Annotated in this window: 17 protein-coding genes and 1 pseudogene; 13 read left to right on the top strand and 5 right to left on the bottom strand. The window is 65.4% G+C overall.

Annotated features, from left to right (window positions below; genetic code table 11):
* The first annotated feature begins 33 nt into the window (after positions 1 to 33).
* From ACVWYP_RS02160 to ACVWYP_RS02120, 9 genes are all read left to right on the top strand, one after another.
* On the top strand, positions 34 to 762 hold the full coding sequence (locus tag ACVWYP_RS02160) for a TetR family transcriptional regulator (protein WP_439711123.1): 729 nt from the start codon (positions 34 to 36) through the stop codon (positions 760 to 762).
* A gap of 46 nt (positions 763 to 808) precedes the next feature.
* Positions 809 to 1,567: an SDR family NAD(P)-dependent oxidoreductase gene (locus ACVWYP_RS02155; RefSeq protein WP_066513200.1), complete on the top strand. Its 759-nt coding sequence runs from the start codon at positions 809 to 811 to the stop codon at positions 1,565 to 1,567.
* Positions 1,568 to 1,770: 203 nt separating this feature from the next.
* Positions 1,771 to 2,577, top strand: coding sequence for an enoyl-CoA hydratase/isomerase family protein (locus tag ACVWYP_RS02150; protein ID WP_304500416.1), 807 nt, complete (start codon positions 1,771 to 1,773; stop codon positions 2,575 to 2,577).
* 41 nt (positions 2,578 to 2,618) lie between these two features.
* Positions 2,619 to 4,487: an AMP-binding protein gene (locus ACVWYP_RS02145; protein WP_304497561.1), complete on the top strand. Its 1,869-nt coding sequence runs from the start codon at positions 2,619 to 2,621 to the stop codon at positions 4,485 to 4,487.
* 132 nt (positions 4,488 to 4,619) lie between these two features.
* Positions 4,620 to 5,747, top strand: a complete 1,128-nt coding sequence (locus ACVWYP_RS02140; protein WP_304497560.1) for an acyl-CoA dehydrogenase family protein — start codon at positions 4,620 to 4,622, stop codon at positions 5,745 to 5,747.
* A 117-nt stretch (positions 5,748 to 5,864) separates the two neighbouring features.
* Positions 5,865 to 7,112 (top strand): acyl-CoA dehydrogenase, encoded by a 1,248-nt coding sequence (locus ACVWYP_RS02135; protein WP_304497559.1) that lies wholly within the window; start codon positions 5,865 to 5,867, stop codon positions 7,110 to 7,112.
* Positions 7,113 to 7,228: 116 nt separating this feature from the next.
* Complete coding sequence (locus ACVWYP_RS02130) at positions 7,229 to 8,479, top strand: acyl-CoA dehydrogenase (RefSeq protein WP_028339113.1); 1,251 nt, start codon at positions 7,229 to 7,231, stop codon at positions 8,477 to 8,479.
* A 98-nt stretch (positions 8,480 to 8,577) separates the two neighbouring features.
* The gene (locus tag ACVWYP_RS02125) at positions 8,578 to 9,291 is read left to right on the top strand and encodes a nitroreductase (protein WP_051447730.1); all 714 of its coding nucleotides are present in this window, start codon (positions 8,578 to 8,580) and stop codon (positions 9,289 to 9,291) included.
* 75 nt (positions 9,292 to 9,366) lie between these two features.
* On the top strand, positions 9,367 to 9,777 hold the full coding sequence (locus ACVWYP_RS02120; protein ID WP_304497558.1) for a hypothetical protein: 411 nt from the start codon (positions 9,367 to 9,369) through the stop codon (positions 9,775 to 9,777).
* A gap of 88 nt (positions 9,778 to 9,865) precedes the next feature.
* Here ACVWYP_RS02120 and ACVWYP_RS02115 read toward each other — a convergent pair whose 3' ends face one another.
* A complete protein-coding gene (locus ACVWYP_RS02115) occupies positions 9,866 to 10,873 on the bottom strand; it encodes a helix-turn-helix transcriptional regulator (RefSeq protein ID WP_304497557.1) in 1,008 nt (335 codons plus the stop codon).
* A gap of 81 nt (positions 10,874 to 10,954) precedes the next feature.
* Here ACVWYP_RS02115 and ACVWYP_RS02110 point away from each other — a divergent pair, with 81 nt between their 5' ends.
* Positions 10,955 to 11,602, top strand: coding sequence for a glutathione S-transferase family protein (locus tag ACVWYP_RS02110; protein ID WP_304497556.1), 648 nt, complete (start codon positions 10,955 to 10,957; stop codon positions 11,600 to 11,602).
* Positions 11,603 to 11,616: 14 nt separating this feature from the next.
* On the top strand, positions 11,617 to 12,051 hold the full coding sequence (locus tag ACVWYP_RS02105; protein ID WP_028339108.1) for a DUF6157 family protein: 435 nt from the start codon (positions 11,617 to 11,619) through the stop codon (positions 12,049 to 12,051).
* A gap of 187 nt (positions 12,052 to 12,238) precedes the next feature.
* Here the strand turns inward: ACVWYP_RS02105 and ACVWYP_RS02100 are convergent, their stop codons facing one another.
* A complete protein-coding gene (locus tag ACVWYP_RS02100; protein WP_304497555.1) occupies positions 12,239 to 13,024 on the bottom strand; it encodes an enoyl-CoA hydratase/isomerase family protein in 786 nt (261 codons plus the stop codon).
* 11 nt (positions 13,025 to 13,035) lie between these two features.
* A complete protein-coding gene (locus ACVWYP_RS02095; protein WP_304497554.1) occupies positions 13,036 to 14,148 on the bottom strand; it encodes a cyclic nucleotide-gated ion channel in 1,113 nt (370 codons plus the stop codon).
* 320 nt (positions 14,149 to 14,468) lie between these two features.
* On the opposite strand from ACVWYP_RS02095, the pseudogene ACVWYP_RS02090 reads away from it, so the two are divergent.
* Together ACVWYP_RS02090 and ACVWYP_RS02085 are read left to right on the top strand one after the other, a co-directional pair.
* Positions 14,469 to 15,128 (top strand): annotated as a pseudogene (locus tag ACVWYP_RS02090) (Crp/Fnr family transcriptional regulator); the annotation flags it as partial.
* 6 nt (positions 15,129 to 15,134) lie between these two features.
* A complete protein-coding gene (locus ACVWYP_RS02085) occupies positions 15,135 to 16,037 on the top strand; it encodes a DUF6537 domain-containing protein (protein ID WP_051447729.1) in 903 nt (300 codons plus the stop codon).
* Between the two features lie 168 nt (positions 16,038 to 16,205).
* Here ACVWYP_RS02085 and ACVWYP_RS02080 read toward each other — a convergent pair whose 3' ends face one another.
* Both ACVWYP_RS02080 and ACVWYP_RS02075 read right to left on the bottom strand, forming a co-directional pair.
* Positions 16,206 to 16,424: a hypothetical protein gene (locus ACVWYP_RS02080; RefSeq protein WP_028339103.1), complete on the bottom strand. Its 219-nt coding sequence runs from the start codon at positions 16,422 to 16,424 to the stop codon at positions 16,206 to 16,208.
* Positions 16,425 to 16,494: 70 nt separating this feature from the next.
* Positions 16,495 to 16,710: a hypothetical protein gene (locus ACVWYP_RS02075; RefSeq protein WP_028339102.1), complete on the bottom strand. Its 216-nt coding sequence runs from the start codon at positions 16,708 to 16,710 to the stop codon at positions 16,495 to 16,497.
* Positions 16,711 to 16,713: the final 3 nt, after the last annotated feature.

The following is a 16,713-nucleotide window of genomic DNA, read 5'->3' as shown; positions in this document are numbered from 1 at the left end:
ATCAATCAATTAACTCTTGAGTGCGGCCCCGCCATGGGCTTATGTGCGGCCTCGATTTACCGTCGAACCCTGACACTGAGCGGGACCAGAGCGCAGTTGAATACCAGCGTACCGACGAAACTTCCGGCCGGCAAAAATGCCACCGCCGACAAGCTATTGGTCGCAGCCAGCGAGCTGATGATCGAACGCGCCTCCATCGAGGTCTCGCTGTCCGACATCGCGCAGAAGTCGGGCGTCAACGCCGCGCTGGTGAAATATCATTTCGGCAACAAGGACGGGCTGTTGCTGGCGCTGTTGGCGCGTGACGCCGCCACCGAGATATCGCAGCTCGAATATCTCATCAGCCAGCCGATCACGCCGTCCGCGAAACTGCGGCTGCATATCGGCGGCATCATCCGCGCCTATCACCAGTTCCCCTATATGAACCGGCTGATCCATTATCTCCTGCACGAAAGCTCGCCTGCCGCCGCGAACGAGGTGTCGAAATTCTTCGTCGCGCCGCTGTTGGATTTTCACCGCCGGCTGCTGGCCGAAGGCATCAAGGCCGGCGAATTCCGCAAGATCGATCCGGTGCTGTTCTACACCAGCCTGATCGGCGCCTGCGATCATCTGTTCTTCGGCCGCCACGCGATGTCGCGCGCGGTCGGCGTCGGTCCGGTCACCGACGAGGTCTGCCGCGATTACATCAAGCATATGGAAGCCTTGATCTTCGGCGGCGTGCTCAATCCCGACAAGGAAACGGCAGCGGTTGCCGCCGGATAACAAGTTCGAAGTCTAGAGAAGAAACGCCCAAGGAAAGGTTGTATCCATGCAGTTGAAAGACGTTGCCGTTCTCATCACCGGCGGTGGCTCCGGCCTTGGTGCCGCAACCGCGCGCGCCATGGCCGCGAAGGGCGCCAAGATCGGCGTGATCGACCAGAACAAGGAAAACGCCGAGAAGGTCGCCGCCGAGGTGAAGGGCGTTGCCCTGCATGCAGACGTCACCGACGAGGAAGCGATCAAGGCGGCGATCGCCAAGGCCGAGGCCGCGCACGGCATCGCGCGCGTGCTGATGAACTGCGCCGGCATCGGCGGCTCGCAGCGCATCGTCGGCAAGGACGGCGTCTATCCGCTGGCGAAGTTCGTTCGCATCATCAACGTCAATTTGATCGGCACTTTCAACGTGCTGCGGCTGTTCGCCGAGCGGCTGGCGACCGAAGCCCCGATCGGCGAGGAGCGCGGCGTCGCGATCAACACCGCATCGGTCGCGGCCTATGAAGGCCAGATCGGCCAGATCGCCTATTCCGCCTCGAAGGGCGGCGTCGTCGGCCTCACGCTGCCGGCCGCGCGCGACCTCGCCAGCCTGAAGATCCGCGTCAACACCATCGCGCCGGGCCTGTTCCTGACGCCGCTGCTGATGGGTCTCAACGAGGAAGCGCGCAAGAGTCTCGGCGCCCAGGTGCCGCATCCGGCCCGCCTCGGCGATGCCTCGGAATACGGCAACCTCGCCGTTCACATCGTCGAGAACCCGATGCTCAACGGCGAAACCATCCGCCTCGACGGCGCCATCCGCATGGCGCCGCGCTAACGCTGGCTCTGCCGTACTTCCCTTCTCCCCTTGTGGGAGAAGGTGGCGCGGACGCAGTCCGCGACGGATGAGGGGTTCTCTCCGCGGAGACAGACCCCTCACCCAACCGAATGCAAGGCAATAGCGAACATGCCCTCTCCCACAAGGGGAGAGGGCACAGCAACGAGCATCGCGTTCGCTGAACGGTCGGGAGGACCATGCGCGTGTCTCAGCCGCTGCTGATCGAACATCACGACGGGGTCGATTGGGTCACGCTCAATCGCCCCGAGAGCCTCAACGCGCTCGATCCTTCATTGATCGACGCGCTCAACGTCTACTTCCAGGGCTTGCAGCGCAATCGCGACACCCGCGTCGTGGTGCTGAAGGGCGCCGGTGCGAACTTTTGCGCCGGGCTCGACCTCAAGCACGCGATGGCCCGCCGCGGCGGGCAGGCCGAGCCGCCTGGCGTCACGGAGTCGCTGGACTCGCAGCGCCGCATTGCCGACATCGTGATGCTGATGCGGCGCGCTCCGCAGCCGATCATCGCGCTGGTGCAGGGCGCCGCTGCCGGCGGCGGCTTTGCCTTGGCGCTCGCGGCCGACATCCGCATCGCGGCGAAGAACGCGCGGATGAATTGCGCCTTCATCAAGCTCGGTCTCGGCGGTTGCGACATCGGCACCAGCTATTTCCTGCCGCGCCTCGTCGGCGTGTCGGTTGCTTCCGAATTGATCCTCACCGGGCGCTTCATCCGTGCCGACCGCGCGCTTGCGGTCGGCCTGGTATCCGAGGTGGTCGGGGCCGGCGATCTCGATGCTGCGGCCAATCCTTATGTCGAGGCGATGATGACGGCCTCGCCGGTCGGTCTCCGCCTCTCGAAGGAGTGCATCAATATGAGCGTCGATGCCGGCTCGATCGAGGCCGTGATCGCGATGGAAGATCGCAATCAGGTGCTGTGCAGCCGCTCGGAAGATTTCCAGGAAGGCATCAGGGCCTTTCTCGAGAAACGAAAGCCTGTCTATATCAGGCGCTGAGAACAGATCCTCTAAAGGACAAGAATTCCGGGAGACGCAAAATGGATGGAGACGCGGCGATGCTGACGAAACCTGCCTTTCGCAAGGTGGATTGGCTCGCACGTGACATCGCGGTCGAGCGACGCGGTGACGGCACCGTCGTCCTGAAGTCGCGGATTCCGCTCCAGGCCTACGAGACGCACATTCCGGCCTATCTCGCCAAATGGGCGGCGCAGGCGCCGGAGCGGATCTGGCTCGCGCAGCGCGGCGGTCCCGACCGGCAGTGGCGCAAGGTGTCCTATGGTGAAGCCAAGCGCACCGTCGATGCGCTGACGCAAGGCCTGCTCGATCTCGGCGTTGGCGACGGCCGGCCCGTCGCGATCCTGTCGGGCAATTCGATCGAGCACGCGCTGATGACGCAGGCTGCGATGCAGGCGCGGCTGCCGGCCGCGCCGGTGTCGCCGGCCTATTCGCTGATGAGCCAGGATCATCTCAAGCTCAAATACCTGTTTAACCTGATCAAGCCCGCCGTCGTGATGGTGCAGGACGGCCCGACCTTCGAGAAGGCGCTGAAGGCAATCGATCTCACCGGCATCACGGTCGTCCATGTCCTGCGTCCCTGCGAGGGCATCAGGAGCGCGGCCTTTGCCGACCTCGCGGCAACGCCGGTGACGGCTGACGTCGACGCGTCGATCGCGAAGATCACGCCTGACACCACGGGCAAGCTGCTGTTCACCTCGGGCTCGACCGGCATGCCCAAGGCCGTCATCAACACCCAGGAGATGATGTGCGCCAACGCGGCGATGATGATGCAGGTGCGCCCGCGTGAAACGGAGGGACCGATCCCGACGGTGCTCGACTGGATGCCGTGGAATCACACCATGGGCGGCAACGCTGCGTTCAATCCGGTGCTGGTCGACGGCGGCACGCTCTATATCGACGACGGCCGGCCGATGCCGGGCCAGCTCGAGGAGACCATCAGGAACCTGCGCGAGGTGTCGCCGACCTATTACGCCAACGTGCCGGCCGGCTATGCCGCGCTCGCCGCCGCGATGGAGAAGGACGAGGCGCTGTGCGCGAGCTTCTTCAAGAACCTCTCGATCATGGCCTATGGCGGCGCCCGGCTGCCCGACGATCTCTATGATCGCATGCAGGCACTGGCGGTGAAGACCACGGGCGAGCGCATCGTGTTCTACACCGGCTGGGGCTCGACCGAGACCGCGCCGACCTCGACCGGCACCTATTGGGACACCGAGCGCGTCGGCCTGATCGGCCTGCCGTTCCCCGGCGTCGAGCTGAAGATGGTGCCATGCGGCTCGAAATACGAATTGCGGCTGCGCGGCGTCAACGTCACGCCCGGCTATTTCGGCCAGCCGGACCTGACGGCAAAGATGTTCGACGAGGAAGGCTTCTACTGCATCGGCGATGCCGGCGTGTTCGTGGACCCCGAAGACCCGCTGCAGGGCATCATCTTTGCCGGCCGCGTGGTCGAGGATTTCAAGCTGACCACCGGCACGTTCGTGCATGTCGGCTCGCTACGCACCGATGCAATCGCCGCCGCGACGCCGGTCGTGCACGACGCGCTGGTCGCGGGGCAGGACCGGGAGTTCATCGGCCTGTTGTGCTGGCCGAACCTGCATGCCTGTCGCCAGCTCGTCGGCAATGCGGACGCGAGCTATGAGGACGTGATCCGGCATCCCGAGGTGGTCGCGTGCCTGAAGAAGGGTTTGCAGGCGCACAACGCGTCCACCACCGGCAGCAGCATGCGCATCGCACGTGCGATGCTGATGGTCGAGCCGCCGTCGATCGACGGCAACGAACTCACCGACAAGGGCTACATCAACCAGCGCGCCGGCCTCGAACGCCGCGCCGCACTGGTCGAGAAACTGTACGCCGGCAAGCCCGGCGACGACGTGATCATCTTGAACTGATCCTACGAAAGCAAACGCGTCATTCCGGGGCACGCGAAGCGTGAACCCGGAATCCAGAGGTTCCTTACGTCGAGATTCCGGGTTCGATGCTGCGCATCGCCCCGGAATGACAGCAAGAAAAAGGTAAGTGCCATGAATTTCGATTTCTCCGACGAACAGAAGCAGATGCGCGATGAGGCGCGGAAATTCCTCAGCGAACAGTGCCCGCCGAAAGCCGTGCGCGAGGTGCTCGACGGCAAGGCGGCTTACGACAAGGCGCTGTGGAAGGGCCTCGCCGAGATGGGCTTCCTCGGCGTTGCGATTCCGGAACAGTTCGGCGGCGCGGGTGTCGGCCATCTCGAGCTCTGCGTGATCGCGGAGGAAATGGGCCGCGCGCTGGCGCCGGTGCCGTTCTCCTCCACGGTCTATCTCGCCGCCGAAGCGATCCTGATCGCAGGCAGTGACGCGCAGAAGCAGAAGTGGCTGCCTAAGATCGCCGCGGGCGAAGCCATCGGCACGCTGGCGCTGTTCGAGGGCAAGGGCAACCCGTCGCCGAAGGCGATCAACGTGACGGCCAATGGCGGCGTGCTCAACGGCGTCAAGAAGCCTGTGCCGGATGGTGCGATCGCCGATTTCGTCGTGGTCGCCGCGCGCACCGGCTCGAGCGGACGCGAGTCCGACATCTCGTTGTTCATCGTTGACCTCAAGGGCAGCGATGTCGAGGTCAAGTCGCTGACCAACATCGACCTCACCCGCGGTCAGGCCGAGATCACCTTCAAGGACGCCAAGGCCGAGCCGCTCGGCGCCACCGGCGAAGGCTGGAGCGTGATCACCCAGGTGCTGGATCGCGCCGCCGTGCTGATGGCGTTCGAGCAGGTCGGCGGCGCCGACCGCGCGCTGGAGATGGGCCGCGACTATGCGCTCGACCGTATCGCGTTCGGCCGTCCGATCGGCTCGTTCCAGGCAGTCAAGCACATGCTGGCCGATATGTATGTGTCGGCGACCCTGGCGCGCTCGAATTGCTACTACGGCGCCTGGGCGCTCTCGACCAATGCCGGCGAATTGCCGGAAGCCGCCGCCGCCGCACGCATCAGCGCGACGCAGGCGTTCCAGCACTGCGCCAAGAACAATATCCAGGTCCATGGCGGCATGGGCTTCACCTGGGAGTTCGACTGCCACATGTACTATCGCCGCGCCAATGCGGTGGCGCTCGGCCTCGGCAGCCCGTCCTATTGGGAAGACGCGCTGATCGATCGCATGCGCAAGAAGAACGCGGCGTAACGCTACGATTCGTCATTCCGGGGCGCGCGTTGCGCGAACCCGGAATCCAGAGGTTGGGAATCGAGATTCCGGGTTCGATGCTCCGCATCGCCCCGGAATGACGGAAAGAAAGCCACCATGAATTTCGACGACACCCCGCAGGAGGCCGCATTCCGCGCCGAGGCGAAAGCCTGGATCGCGGCCAATGCGCCCAAGCAATATGAGGACGAGCTGCGCAAGGCCTCGCTCGGCCGCGTTGCGCTCAAGGGCGCCAACATCCTCGAGGTCGCAAAGGCCTGGCAGAAGAAGAAGGCCGACGCCGGCTGGGCCTGCCTGCACTGGCCGAAGGAGTATGGCGGCCGCGGCGCCACCCCGATCGAGCGCGTGATCTGGCAGCAGGAGGAGGGGCCGTTCGGCCGCCTCAGCTCGATGTTCATCATCGGCCACGGCATGTGCGGCCCGACCATGATGGCGTTCGCCGGCGAGGAGCAGAAGCGCAACTATCTGCCGCCGCTCGCCTCCGGCGAGAAAATCTGGTGCCAGCTGTTCTCCGAGCCGGCCGGCGGCTCCGACGTCGCCGGCCTGCGCACCCGCGCCGAGAAGCACGGCGACGAATGGGTGATCAACGGCCAGAAGATCTGGACCTCAGGCGCGCATTATTCCGACTACGGCATCTTGCTCACCCGCACCGATCCGACCGTGCCCAAGCACAAGGGCCTCACCATGTTCTTCCTGGACATGAAGAGCCCGGGCGTTGAGGTCCGGCCGATCAAGCAGGCGAGCGGCGCCTCCGACTTCAACGAGGTCTATTTCACCGACGTGCGCATTCCGGACTCGCAGCGGCTCGGCAATGTCAATGACGGCTGGAACGTGTCGCTGACGACGCTGATGAATGAGCGGATGTCGATCGGCGCCGGCGTCGCCACCGGCTTCCCCGAGCTGTTCGACTATTGCGGCAGCCTGATGCTGGAGGATGGCCCCGCGATCGAGAATCGCGCGGTGCGCTCCAAACTTGCGAACTGGGCGGTGAAGGCGAGCGGGCTGAAATACACCAGCATGCGCGCGGTCTCGGCGCTGTCGAAGGGCGAGCGTCCGGGACCGGAGAATTCGATCGGCAAGCTGGTCGCCGGTTCGATGATCCAGGACGTCGCGACCTACGCGCTCGACCTGCAGGGCGCCGCGGGTGCCTTGAGCGGACCCGAGGATGCCGAGGTCGCCGGCAAATTCCAGGCGATGCTGCTGCGTGCGCCGGGCACCCGCGTCGAGGGCGGCACCGACGAGATCATGCGCAACATCATCGCCGAGCGCGTGCTGGGCCTGCCCGGCGACATCAGGGTCGACAAGGACGTTCCCTTCAACAAGATCCCGACCAAGGGAAGAGCATAACCGTCGTTCCGGGGCGGCGCGAAGCGGCGAACCCGGAACCTCGAGCCGCACCACTCATCTCCAGATTCCGGGTTCGCGCTGTGCGCGCCCCGGAATGACAAGAAAAAGGAGCCGCCATGAATTTCGATGACACGCCGCAGGAAGCCGAGTTCCGCGCTATCGCCCGCAAGTGGATCGCGGCCAACGCGCCGAAGGAGTTCGAGGAGGAGCTCTCGAAGTCGTCGCTCGGCCGCATCCGGCTCGCCAGGCACGACATGGTCGAGGTCGGCAAGGCCTGGCAGAAGAAGAAGGCAGAGGGCGGCTGGGCCTGCCTGCATTGGCCGAAGGAATATGGCGGCCGCGGCGCCACCCCGATCGAGCGCGTGATCTGGCAGCAGGAAGAAGGCGTCTACGGCAAGCTGACCCAGCCGTTCCAGATCGGCGAGGGCATGTGCGGCCCGACCGTGATGGCGTGGGGCAGCGAAGACGCCAAGCGCCGCTATCTGCCCAAGCTCGCTTCGGGCGAGGAGATCTGGTGCCAGCTGTTCTCCGAGCCGTCGGCCGGCTCCGACGTCGCGGGGCTGCGTACCCGCGCCGAGAAGAAGGGCGACAATTGGGTCGTCAACGGCCAGAAGATCTGGACCTCAGGCGCGCATTACTCCGACTACGGTCTGTTGATCGCGCGCACCGATCCGAATGTGCCCAAGCACAAGGGCCTCACCATGTTCTTCCTCGACATGAAGAGCCCCGGCGTCGAGGTCAGGCCGATCAAGCAGGCCAACGGCATGCAGGAGTTCAACGAGGTCTATTTCACCGACGTCGTGATCCCGGACAGCCAGCGCTTAGGGGCGGTCGGCGAGGGCTGGAGCGTGTCGCTGACCACGCTGATGAACGAACGCATGTCGATCGGTGCGCGGCTAGCCACCGGCGTGCCCGAGATGTTCGAGTTCTGCTCCAATCTGATGCTGGAGGACGGTCTTGCGATCGACGACCCGGCGGTGCGCTCCAAACTTGCGAGCTGGGCGGTGAAGGCGAGCGGGCTGAAATACACCAGCTACCGCGCCATCTCGGCGCTGTCGAAGGGTGAGCGTCCGGGGCCGGAAAACTCCATCGGCAAGCTCGTCTCCGGCCTGATGCTGCAGGATATCGCGACCTATGCGATGGACCTCGAGGGTGCGGCGGGCAGCCTCACCGGCACCGATGAGGAGCAGGCCAACGGCCAGTTCCAGCAGATGCTGCTGTCGTCGCCCTCGATGCGCATCGCCGGCGGCACCGACGAGATCCTGCGCAACATCATCGCCGAGCGCGTGCTGGGCCTGCCCGGCGACATCCGCGTCGACAAGGACGTGCCCTACAACAAGATCCCGACCAAGGGGCGGGGTGGTTAGTCGTCATTCCGGGGCGATGCGAAGCATCGAACCCGGAATCTCGAGATTCCGGGTTCACGCTTCGCGTGCCCCGGAATGACGAAAAAAGAGGATATGTCATGGACGCGAAGACACCGAACCCGCGTTACGCGACCGAGGACCGCATCGGCGCGCTCGAGGAATTGCTCAACGAGCGCTACTCGGTGCGCGCGTTCCAGCCGCGCGAGGTGCCGCGCGAGGTCATCGAGCACATTCTGTCGACCGCGCAGCGCACCGCGTCCTGGTGCAACAGCCAGCCCTGGCAGGTGCTCATCGTCTCCGGCGAGGCCAAGGAGCGGTTTCGCAAGGCGATCTATGCCGAAGCCTCGCGCGGCCTCGCCGAGGATTACGACTTCACGCCGCCGCGCGAATATGTCGGGGTCTACCTGGAGCGCCGCCGCGAAAGCGGCTTCCAGCTCTACAACACGCTCGGCATCGCGCGCGGCGATAAGGCGGCCTACGCAAAACAGGCGCTGGAGAACTACAATTTTTTCGGTGCGCCGCACATTGCCGTGATCCACACCAATGAGCCGCTCGGCATCTATGGTGCGATCGACTGCGGCGGCTATGTCTCGAATTTCATGCTGGCGGCGCAGGCGCTCGGGCTCGGCACCATCCCGCAGGCGGCGATCGCGCGCCATTCCGGGCTGATCCGCCGTCATTTTAACCTGGCCGACGATCGCCGGGTTGTCTGCGGTATCTCGTTCGGCTATGCCGATCATGAGCAAAAGGTGAACAGCTACCGCACGTCGCGTGCAACCGTGGAAGACACTGTCACATTCGTCGATGTATAGTTTCCTGAAGGCGGGAAGGTCGGTTCACCCCCCGCCGAGGACAAGAAAAGCTACAAAGAAACGACAAGAACAAAAATGGCGAATAACGCCTCCCTGACGCCGGCTGAGATCAGCTGGCAGCTGCACCGTCTGCCTGCGCTTGAGCGTGACGCGTTCATCGCCGCGCATTATCTGGGCCAGCAGGTCGCCTGGAAGACCCGCTTCTTCGACGCGATCGACTGGGGCGCGGGCTCGGTGCTGCAATTCAGCTTCCTGCAGCGCGGCTGGCATCGCCATTCGCGGCTCGACAATCCGATCTATGCCTATCTCGACATCGAGCAACATCCGGAAACGCGCGGCCTGCGTCGCGGCTGCCGGATCGATCTTGAGGGCACGATCAAGGGTGTCGACTTCGTGACCGGGATTACGCTGACGCTGGACCGGTTCGATATCCTGCCGGTGAATTTTTTCGACCGCTTCGTCATCAGCTCCGACAGCCGCTACTAGCAAGCAGCGAACCGCAGACTCTGCTCCACCTCGCCCCGTAAGAACGGGGCGAGGGAGCGCTGCTCCTGCGGCTCCATTCAACCCAATCTCATCGCGCTTTAGCGCCCGCCACTGCGCGGCGTGGCGGCGCCTCGGCATAGCGGGCGGCCATCGCGCCGGTCAGCTCGGCCATCTTCTCGCGCAACTCCCCCGGCGCGATCACTTCGGCCTCGGCGCCGAGCCGTAGCAACTCGGTCGCCGCATGCCACACCGTCTTGCCGACCGGCATGGTGGCGAGCCGCCAGCCATCGGCGTCGGTGCCATCAGTGAGCTGCATCCGCGCCTTCACGTAAGGGTGCGCAAGCGCGTCGAACAGTTTCAGCCCGAGCGGCGACAGCCGCACCGTGGCCTCGTTCGGATGCAGCTCGGCCTCCAGCCGCTCGATCGAGGCGCCCCAATAGGTGGCGAGGTCGAACTCCGCGGGCCGCGCGAACGGCGTCTCCAGCGTCGCGCAGTCCAGCACGCGTGCGACGCGATAGGTGCGCACATTGCCGTCGACAAGGCCGGCGAGATACCAGCTGCCGCCCTTCAGCACGAGGCCGAGCGGTGCCACGCGCCGCCGCTTCTCGGCCTTCCAGCTCTGGTAGCGGATCTCGATCAAATGCTCGCGCAGCACGGCGCCGGCGATGGCGCGCAGATGCTTCGGCTCCTCGGTCTCGCCGAACCAGCCGGGCGCATCGAGATGGAAGCGCTGCTGCATCCCTCTCGCGTTGGGCCGCAGGTTCTCCGGCAGCGCCGCCATCAGCTTGGTCTGCGCCGCCGCCATCGCGGCATCGAGGCCGAGCGCGGCGGCGGGCCCCGGCAGTCCGGCCATGAATAGCGCCTCGGCCTCGCCCTGCGACAGGCCGTTGAGCCGCACGCGATAGCCGTCGAGCAGGCGATAGCCGCCCTCGGCGCCGCGGTCGGCATAGACGGGAACGCCGGCGGCGGCGAGCGCGTCGATGTCGCGATAGATCGTGCGCACCGAGACCTCGCAGGCTTCCGCCAGCTCAGGCGCGGTGACCTGCCCCCGCGCCTGCAGGGTGGTGAGGATGGAAAACAGCCGGCTCGCGCGCATGGCCAGATCATACCTGACACAAGATGTCAGGTATAGGCGGACATAAGGAGACCACGCCCCGACGGCGCAAGGAGACCCGCCATGACCACCACCACCGACCGCCTCACGCTGTATTATTCGCCGCAGAGCCGCGCCACCGGCACCCGCGTGCTGCTGGAGGAACTCGGCGCGCCCCATGATCTGCACGTTCTCAACATGAAGGCGGGCGAGCAGCGCAAGGACGCCTATCTCGCCATCAATCCGCTCGGCAAGGTGCCGGCGATCCGCCATGGCGACGCGCTGGTCACCGAGCAGGTCGCGATCTTCATCTATCTCGCCGATCTGTTTCCGCAGGCCGGCCTGACGCCGGCGCTGACCGACCCGCGCCGCGGCCCGTATCTGCGCTGGATCGCCTATTACGGCTCATCGTTCGAGCCGGCCGTGATCGACCATTTCATGAAGCGCGAGCCCGCACCGATCACGCAGTCGCCCTATGCCGATTACGACACCATGCTGGGCGCGCTGGAGGCGCAGCTGGCTAAGGGGCCCTATCTGCTCGGCGAACAGATCACGGCGGCCGACATCCTCTGGGGCATCGCGCTCTCTTGGACCATGATGTTCGGCATCGTGCCGAAAAGGGACGTGTTCGTCCGCCATGCCGAACGCATCGCCGCGCGCCCGGCCTTCCAGCGGATATCGAAGGCCGACGACGAGATGGCGGCGCAGCATGCGGCGGCCGCCGGAGTGTGATACGGATCGGCCCGATGGCGAAAGTCCTGCACAGCACCAACTGCTTCAACACCCTGATCCGCGTCGCGGAGGACTGCCCGGCGGAGCGCGGGGAGGAGCCGCAGCCGCGCGGCGGCCAGCCGACGGTTGCCGTGCTGCAATATCGGATGATCGCGGGCGCGCCATACAAGTACACCTCCGACGACGTCGTGTTCGCGACGTCGGCGGCCGGCCGCGCGCTCGATGCGAAAGCAGCGAAGAAGGCGCGCAGCCTCGCCCGCGAGACGTTCTTCTCGCGCGGCCAGGCCTGCATGCGCGCCTCGCCGCTCGGCAAGCGGTTCGGCTGGGGTGTCCATGCCGATGCCGAGGGCCGCATCGCGCTCCACGCCGTCGACAGCAAGCGCTACCAGGCACTCGCGGCGGACCCGGAGATCGCGCAGGTTCGCGCGATGCGAAGCAAGCGGGCATAGTGGGTCCCAACGAGGATCGCGACGACTATTGGACCGTCATCCCCGCGCAAAGGCTTCGCCTTTGTCGCTGGAGGTGCGAGCGGAGCGAGCCTCGAAGGATGAATCGGCCACCAGCCGGGCCGTCGACCCTTCGAGACGCGCGTTTCGCGCTCCTCAGGGTGAGGGACTGATAGTGTGATCCGTTCGGTCAAAACCGCGGCGCCCGCTTCTCGGCGAAGGCCTTGATGCCTTCCTTGATCTCGTCGCCGCGCATGCTCTCGCGGTGACGGGCGTCGGCGGCGGCCTCATCCAGCTCGCCGCGGGCGAATTCGTTGATCGCGCGCTTCATGCCGGCCATCGCCTTGGGCGCGTTGCCGGCCAGGATCGTCGCGAGCTTGTCGACCTCCTCGTCGAGCAGGTCGAGCGGCGCCATCGCGGTGAGGTAGCCGATCCGCAGCATCTCCGGCGCCGTGATCCTTTGCGCGGTCAGGAACAGCATCTTGGCGTTGTCGACGCCGAGCCGCGTGACGTAGCGCTGGGTGCCGCTCTTGTAATAGTGCAGCCCGAGCCGCGCCGCCGGCATGAACATCTCGGCGCTATCGACGCCGATGCGAAAGTCGCAGGCGAGCGCGAGGTCGGTCGAGCCGCCATAGACGCCGCCATTGAGCCGGCAGATCGTCGGCACGCTCAAATCCTCGAGGCGGTTGACCACGACCTCGAACGCTGAGCCCGCGCTCTGCTGCTCGCTCGCGCTCACCGCGCGCTCGGCCACCGAGTTGAGGTCGTAGCCGGCGGAAAACGCGCGGCCGGTTCCGGTCAGCACCAGCACGCGGATCGCAGGATCGGCCTCGATCCGGTCGAACAATGTCAGCAGCTCGCCGAGGTCCTCGGCCTGCAGGCGGTTGAGATGCTTCGGCCGGTTGAGGCGGATCGTTGCGCGCGCGCCCGCGATTTCGAGCACGGGTCCGCTGGCGGTGTCAGCCGCGTCAGCCATCTTGGTCTCCATCATTGATTCTCACGTTCGCGCCGCTTCGCCTCGGCATCGATGGTTTCGGCGAGATCGGGATGCCTTGCCATCAACAGGCGGAAATCGACCAGGTCAAGCACCAACAGCCTGGTCACCTTGCTGGTCGCGACGCTGGCGCCGCGCTTGGCGTTGCCGAGCAACGCCATCTCGCCGAAGAACTCGCCTTCGCCGAGCTTCACCTTGCGTCCGGGCAGGTCGACCTCGACCTCGCCGGCGGCGACGAAATACATGCAGTCGCCATTGGTGTCCTTGCGGATGATCATGGTGCGCGGCGGCAGGTCCATGGTCCGCAGCATTTGGGTGACGTCGGCGATCGCGGCCGGGCCGAGATGCGCGAAGAACGGCACCTTGCTGACGGTCTCCCAGGTTCGCAAGAAATTGTCGCGGCGGGTTTCGGCGGCAAAGCCGGTCGCCAGGATACCGGTCCACAGCCCGAACACGCCGAGGCCCGAGATCATCACCATGGCGGCGACCACGCGGCCGAGCGGGGTGATCGGCACCACGTCGCCATAGCCGGTCGTGGTCAGCGTCACCACCGCCCACCACAGCGCCGCCGGCACACTGCCGAAGGTCTGCGGCTGGACGTCCCGCTCCAGGAAATATTCCGCGACGGAGGCCAGGAACACCACCATCAGGAAGATCACGAGCACGCTGAGCAGCGGCCCGGACTCCACCACCAGCACGCGCCGGAGCTGGCGCAGGCCGGGAATGCCCGGCACCACCTTGAGCACCCAGAGCACGCCGAGCAGCCAGGCGGTTTTCGGCTCGACGCCGGACAGCAAGGCCACCGGCACGGCCAGCGCGCCGATCGCGTCGACCACGCCGGCGCTCGACAGCGCGTAGAACCAGAACTTGCCCTGCCGGCCCATGTGGCGCAGCCGCACCAGCCATTCGAACACGAAATAGGCAAGGCAGGCCCACAGCAGCGCATCGACCCAGCGCGGCGCCGCGTCATGGGCCGGCGCGACCGTCAGCAGCGTCATCGTGGCGACGCCGGCCGCGACCGCGACATAGGCCGCCGTGGTCATGTTGCGGCCGGCGGTGGCGGAAACGAAGCGCGTCAAAGCCGGAAGGACGAGCCGCTTGGACATCGGAACGGAGCTTGCCTGTCGGTGAACTGCTGGAATTGAGGCCCTGTGAACGTCGGAGCCGATGGCACAACGTGCCTCTCCCGGTTGAGGCCGTCAACGCGCAGGCCGTGGCGGCATGATCGCTGGGGAAGACGACCGCATCTGTTGGACGAAAGGCCTAACCATGTTGGCCCGATTTTGCGCCCGCGAATGTGAGAAATCGGACAAATCGTCGCTTTTTCCCCGTATATCAGGGATGCTGGTCGCTGATGCGACCCGGGCCGGAATGAAGCGACTAATAAGACGATCTTATTCACTTCTTGAGCATTGGCTGGTTTCCGATGGATACCTCACATCTCGCGCAGCACGCCGGCGCTGCCGGCAGTCTCTTCGCTTCGATCTTCGTGGTCGCCACGCTGTCAATGCGCACCATGATCCCGTTGCGCGTTTTCGCCATCCTGACCAACATCATCCTGATCGCGACCGCCGTCCCGACGCACAATTATGCGACGCTGATTCTGCATGCCGTGCTGCTGCCGGTGAACACCTATCGTCTGCACCAGATGCTGCAACTGGTCCGCAACGTGAAGAAATCGGTCAACAGCGATCTGTCGATGGAATGGCTGAAGCCGTTCACGACGGAACGCAAATGCACCGCGGGGGAAGTCCTGTTCTACAAGGACGAGAAGGCCGACAGCATGTTCTACATTGTCAGCGGCCGCTTCCGCCTGGTCGAATCGGGCATCGAGCTGCCGGTCGGCGCCCTCGTCGGCGAGTTCGGCATGCTGTCGCCGTCGAACACGCGAACCCAGACGCTGGAGTGCGTCGAGACCGGCATGGTGCTGTCAGTGACCTATGATCAGGTCGAACAGCTTTACGTCCAGAACCCGGCCTTCGGCTTCTACTTTCTGCGCCTCGCCAGCGCTCGTCTGTTCCAGAATATCTCGACGCTCGAGCAGCAACTTGCGCAGCACACGACCCCACAGGTTGCGGAGCCAAAAACCTGCATGAGCCCCGTGACGAGCTCTGGAGGCGCCGCAGTGCCGGATGACGATGGTCTCCTGGCTTCGCTCCGTTACCTCTTTGCCGACATCATCGGCGATGAGGACGAGGGGCCGCCGGTGCTGCCCGACGCCTGCCCGGACCATCTCGGGCCGGCCGTCACCAAGGCCATCGATCTGTTGATCGCCTATCAGAGTACGAGCTACGCCCAGCTCTATATCGACCGGCTCAAGCGCTTCGCCGGCCGCCGCGGCGTCGACGACGCCCTGCTTGCCGAGATAGCCCGCCTGATGGCGGAGCGCATGGCCTATGAGGACGCGATCCGCATCGCGCAGCTCAAGCTTGGCGAAGTCAATGCGGTGGGCGGCCTTGCGGCGCGCTCGGCCGACGACGTCAAGAAGTTCCGCCTTGACGAGTTGATCGACGCCTTGCCGGCGGTGGTCGCCGATCCGGTGCTCGGCGTGCTGGAACAATTCGGCTGGCGGCGTCGCCGGGTCTCGATTCGCTTCAGCGCCAACAACCGCTTCAGCGTTCGCCGGCTCAGGATCGAGGCGGGCCTGAAGCGCTGGCGGCTGTTCTCGGGACGCTATGCGAGGGAGCGCGTCTGGGTCGAGCGCTGGCTGCACATGATCGACCGCAGCCTGACCAAGCAGCCGAGCGCCGCCCCGGCGGTCGTGCAGACCGCGACCATGATCCAGGGCTACGGCGATCCCTACCGCCAGGGCATCGCGGACTGGCACGTGATCATCGACGGGCTCGCCAAGCCGACCTTCGACGGCGTGCTCGTGCTTCCCGATCTTGCCGACGCCATTGCGGAAGCGCGCGCCGCCATCCTGCCCGATCCGCGGCAGGCAGCGCTGAAGCGCAAGGTCGCGGAGATTCGCGCGCGGGCGCCGGCGGTGTCGTAAGAACCTTCGCCGTCATTGCGAGGAGCGAAGCGACGAAGCAATCCAGTTCTCCGCTTGCGGCGCTATGGATTGCTTCGCTTCGCTCGCAATGACGCGGGAAGCTATCACCGTCACCCTGAGCGCGCTCTAACGGGTCTGAAAGACTCCCCGCGGCTCTGCCGAAGCCGCCTACCGCTTGATGTGCGGCGGCTCGTCGTAGCCGCGGCGGCTGGAATAGAACAACAGCCCCATCAGGCCGATGCAGACCGCAGCCAGGACCGCAACGCCGATCGTGAACACCACGATGCCGTAGGTCGGCACCGGAGCGTCCACGGTCAGGCCTTCATAGGCGTAGGCGCCGACGGCGGCCAGAAAGGCCAGCAGGCCGATGCTGATTGCAATGCGCATGCGTAGCTGCCTCTGCTGAGGGCTGAGGGCTGAGGGCTGAGGGCTGAGGGCAACAGGGCAATTGCGCCGGTTATCCCGCCGCGGCGGTGGCCTTGGCCAGCGCCTGCTGTCCGGCTTCGGTTAGCTCGGAGAGCGTCGTCCTGCCGTTCTTGGCGCATTTGATGATGTATCTGGCAACGCGGCGGCGGGTGTCATGTTCCTCGCCGTGAGGTGCGTCTGCGCAAACGCGATCGAGCGCAGCGTTCATGGCGAAGAGCGTGCGTGAGTCAAACCGTTCCTCGATCATCGC

The organism is Bradyrhizobium sp. USDA 3262 (assembly GCF_054060035.1).
The sequence above is the reverse complement of the archived record's forward strand: the minus strand, read 5'-3'. Positions and strand labels throughout refer to the sequence as shown.

What these genes read in the sequence shown, in the direction of transcription:
- ACVWYP_RS02160 (WP_439711123.1), top strand. Translation starts at nt 34, where the DNA reads ATGGGCTTATGTGCGGCCTCGATTTACCGTCGAACCCTGACACTGAGC.
- ACVWYP_RS02155 (WP_066513200.1), top strand. Translation starts at nt 809, where the DNA reads ATGCAGTTGAAAGACGTTGCCGTTCTCATCACCGGCGGTGGCTCCGGC.
- ACVWYP_RS02145 (WP_304497561.1), top strand. Translation starts at nt 2,619, where the DNA reads ATGGATGGAGACGCGGCGATGCTGACGAAACCTGCCTTTCGCAAGGTG.
- ACVWYP_RS02140 (WP_304497560.1), top strand. Translation starts at nt 4,620, where the DNA reads ATGAATTTCGATTTCTCCGACGAACAGAAGCAGATGCGCGATGAGGCG.
- ACVWYP_RS02135 (WP_304497559.1), top strand. Translation starts at nt 5,865, where the DNA reads ATGAATTTCGACGACACCCCGCAGGAGGCCGCATTCCGCGCCGAGGCG.
- ACVWYP_RS02130 (WP_028339113.1), top strand. Translation starts at nt 7,229, where the DNA reads ATGAATTTCGATGACACGCCGCAGGAAGCCGAGTTCCGCGCTATCGCC.
- ACVWYP_RS02125 (WP_051447730.1), top strand. Translation starts at nt 8,578, where the DNA reads ATGGACGCGAAGACACCGAACCCGCGTTACGCGACCGAGGACCGCATC.
- ACVWYP_RS02120 (WP_304497558.1), top strand. Translation starts at nt 9,367, where the DNA reads ATGGCGAATAACGCCTCCCTGACGCCGGCTGAGATCAGCTGGCAGCTG.
- ACVWYP_RS02115 (WP_304497557.1), bottom strand. Translation starts at nt 10,873, where the DNA reads ATGCGCGCGAGCCGGCTGTTTTCCATCCTCACCACCCTGCAGGCGCGG.
- ACVWYP_RS02110 (WP_304497556.1), top strand. Translation starts at nt 10,955, where the DNA reads ATGACCACCACCACCGACCGCCTCACGCTGTATTATTCGCCGCAGAGC.
- ACVWYP_RS02105 (WP_028339108.1), top strand. Translation starts at nt 11,617, where the DNA reads ATGGCGAAAGTCCTGCACAGCACCAACTGCTTCAACACCCTGATCCGC.
- ACVWYP_RS02100 (WP_304497555.1), bottom strand. Translation starts at nt 13,024, where the DNA reads ATGGCTGACGCGGCTGACACCGCCAGCGGACCCGTGCTCGAAATCGCG.
- ACVWYP_RS02095 (WP_304497554.1), bottom strand. Translation starts at nt 14,148, where the DNA reads ATGTCCAAGCGGCTCGTCCTTCCGGCTTTGACGCGCTTCGTTTCCGCC.
- ACVWYP_RS02085 (WP_051447729.1), top strand. Translation starts at nt 15,135, where the DNA reads ATGAGCCCCGTGACGAGCTCTGGAGGCGCCGCAGTGCCGGATGACGAT.
- ACVWYP_RS02080 (WP_028339103.1), bottom strand. Translation starts at nt 16,424, where the DNA reads ATGCGCATTGCAATCAGCATCGGCCTGCTGGCCTTTCTGGCCGCCGTC.
- ACVWYP_RS02075 (WP_028339102.1), bottom strand. Translation starts at nt 16,710, where the DNA reads ATGATCGAGGAACGGTTTGACTCACGCACGCTCTTCGCCATGAACGCT.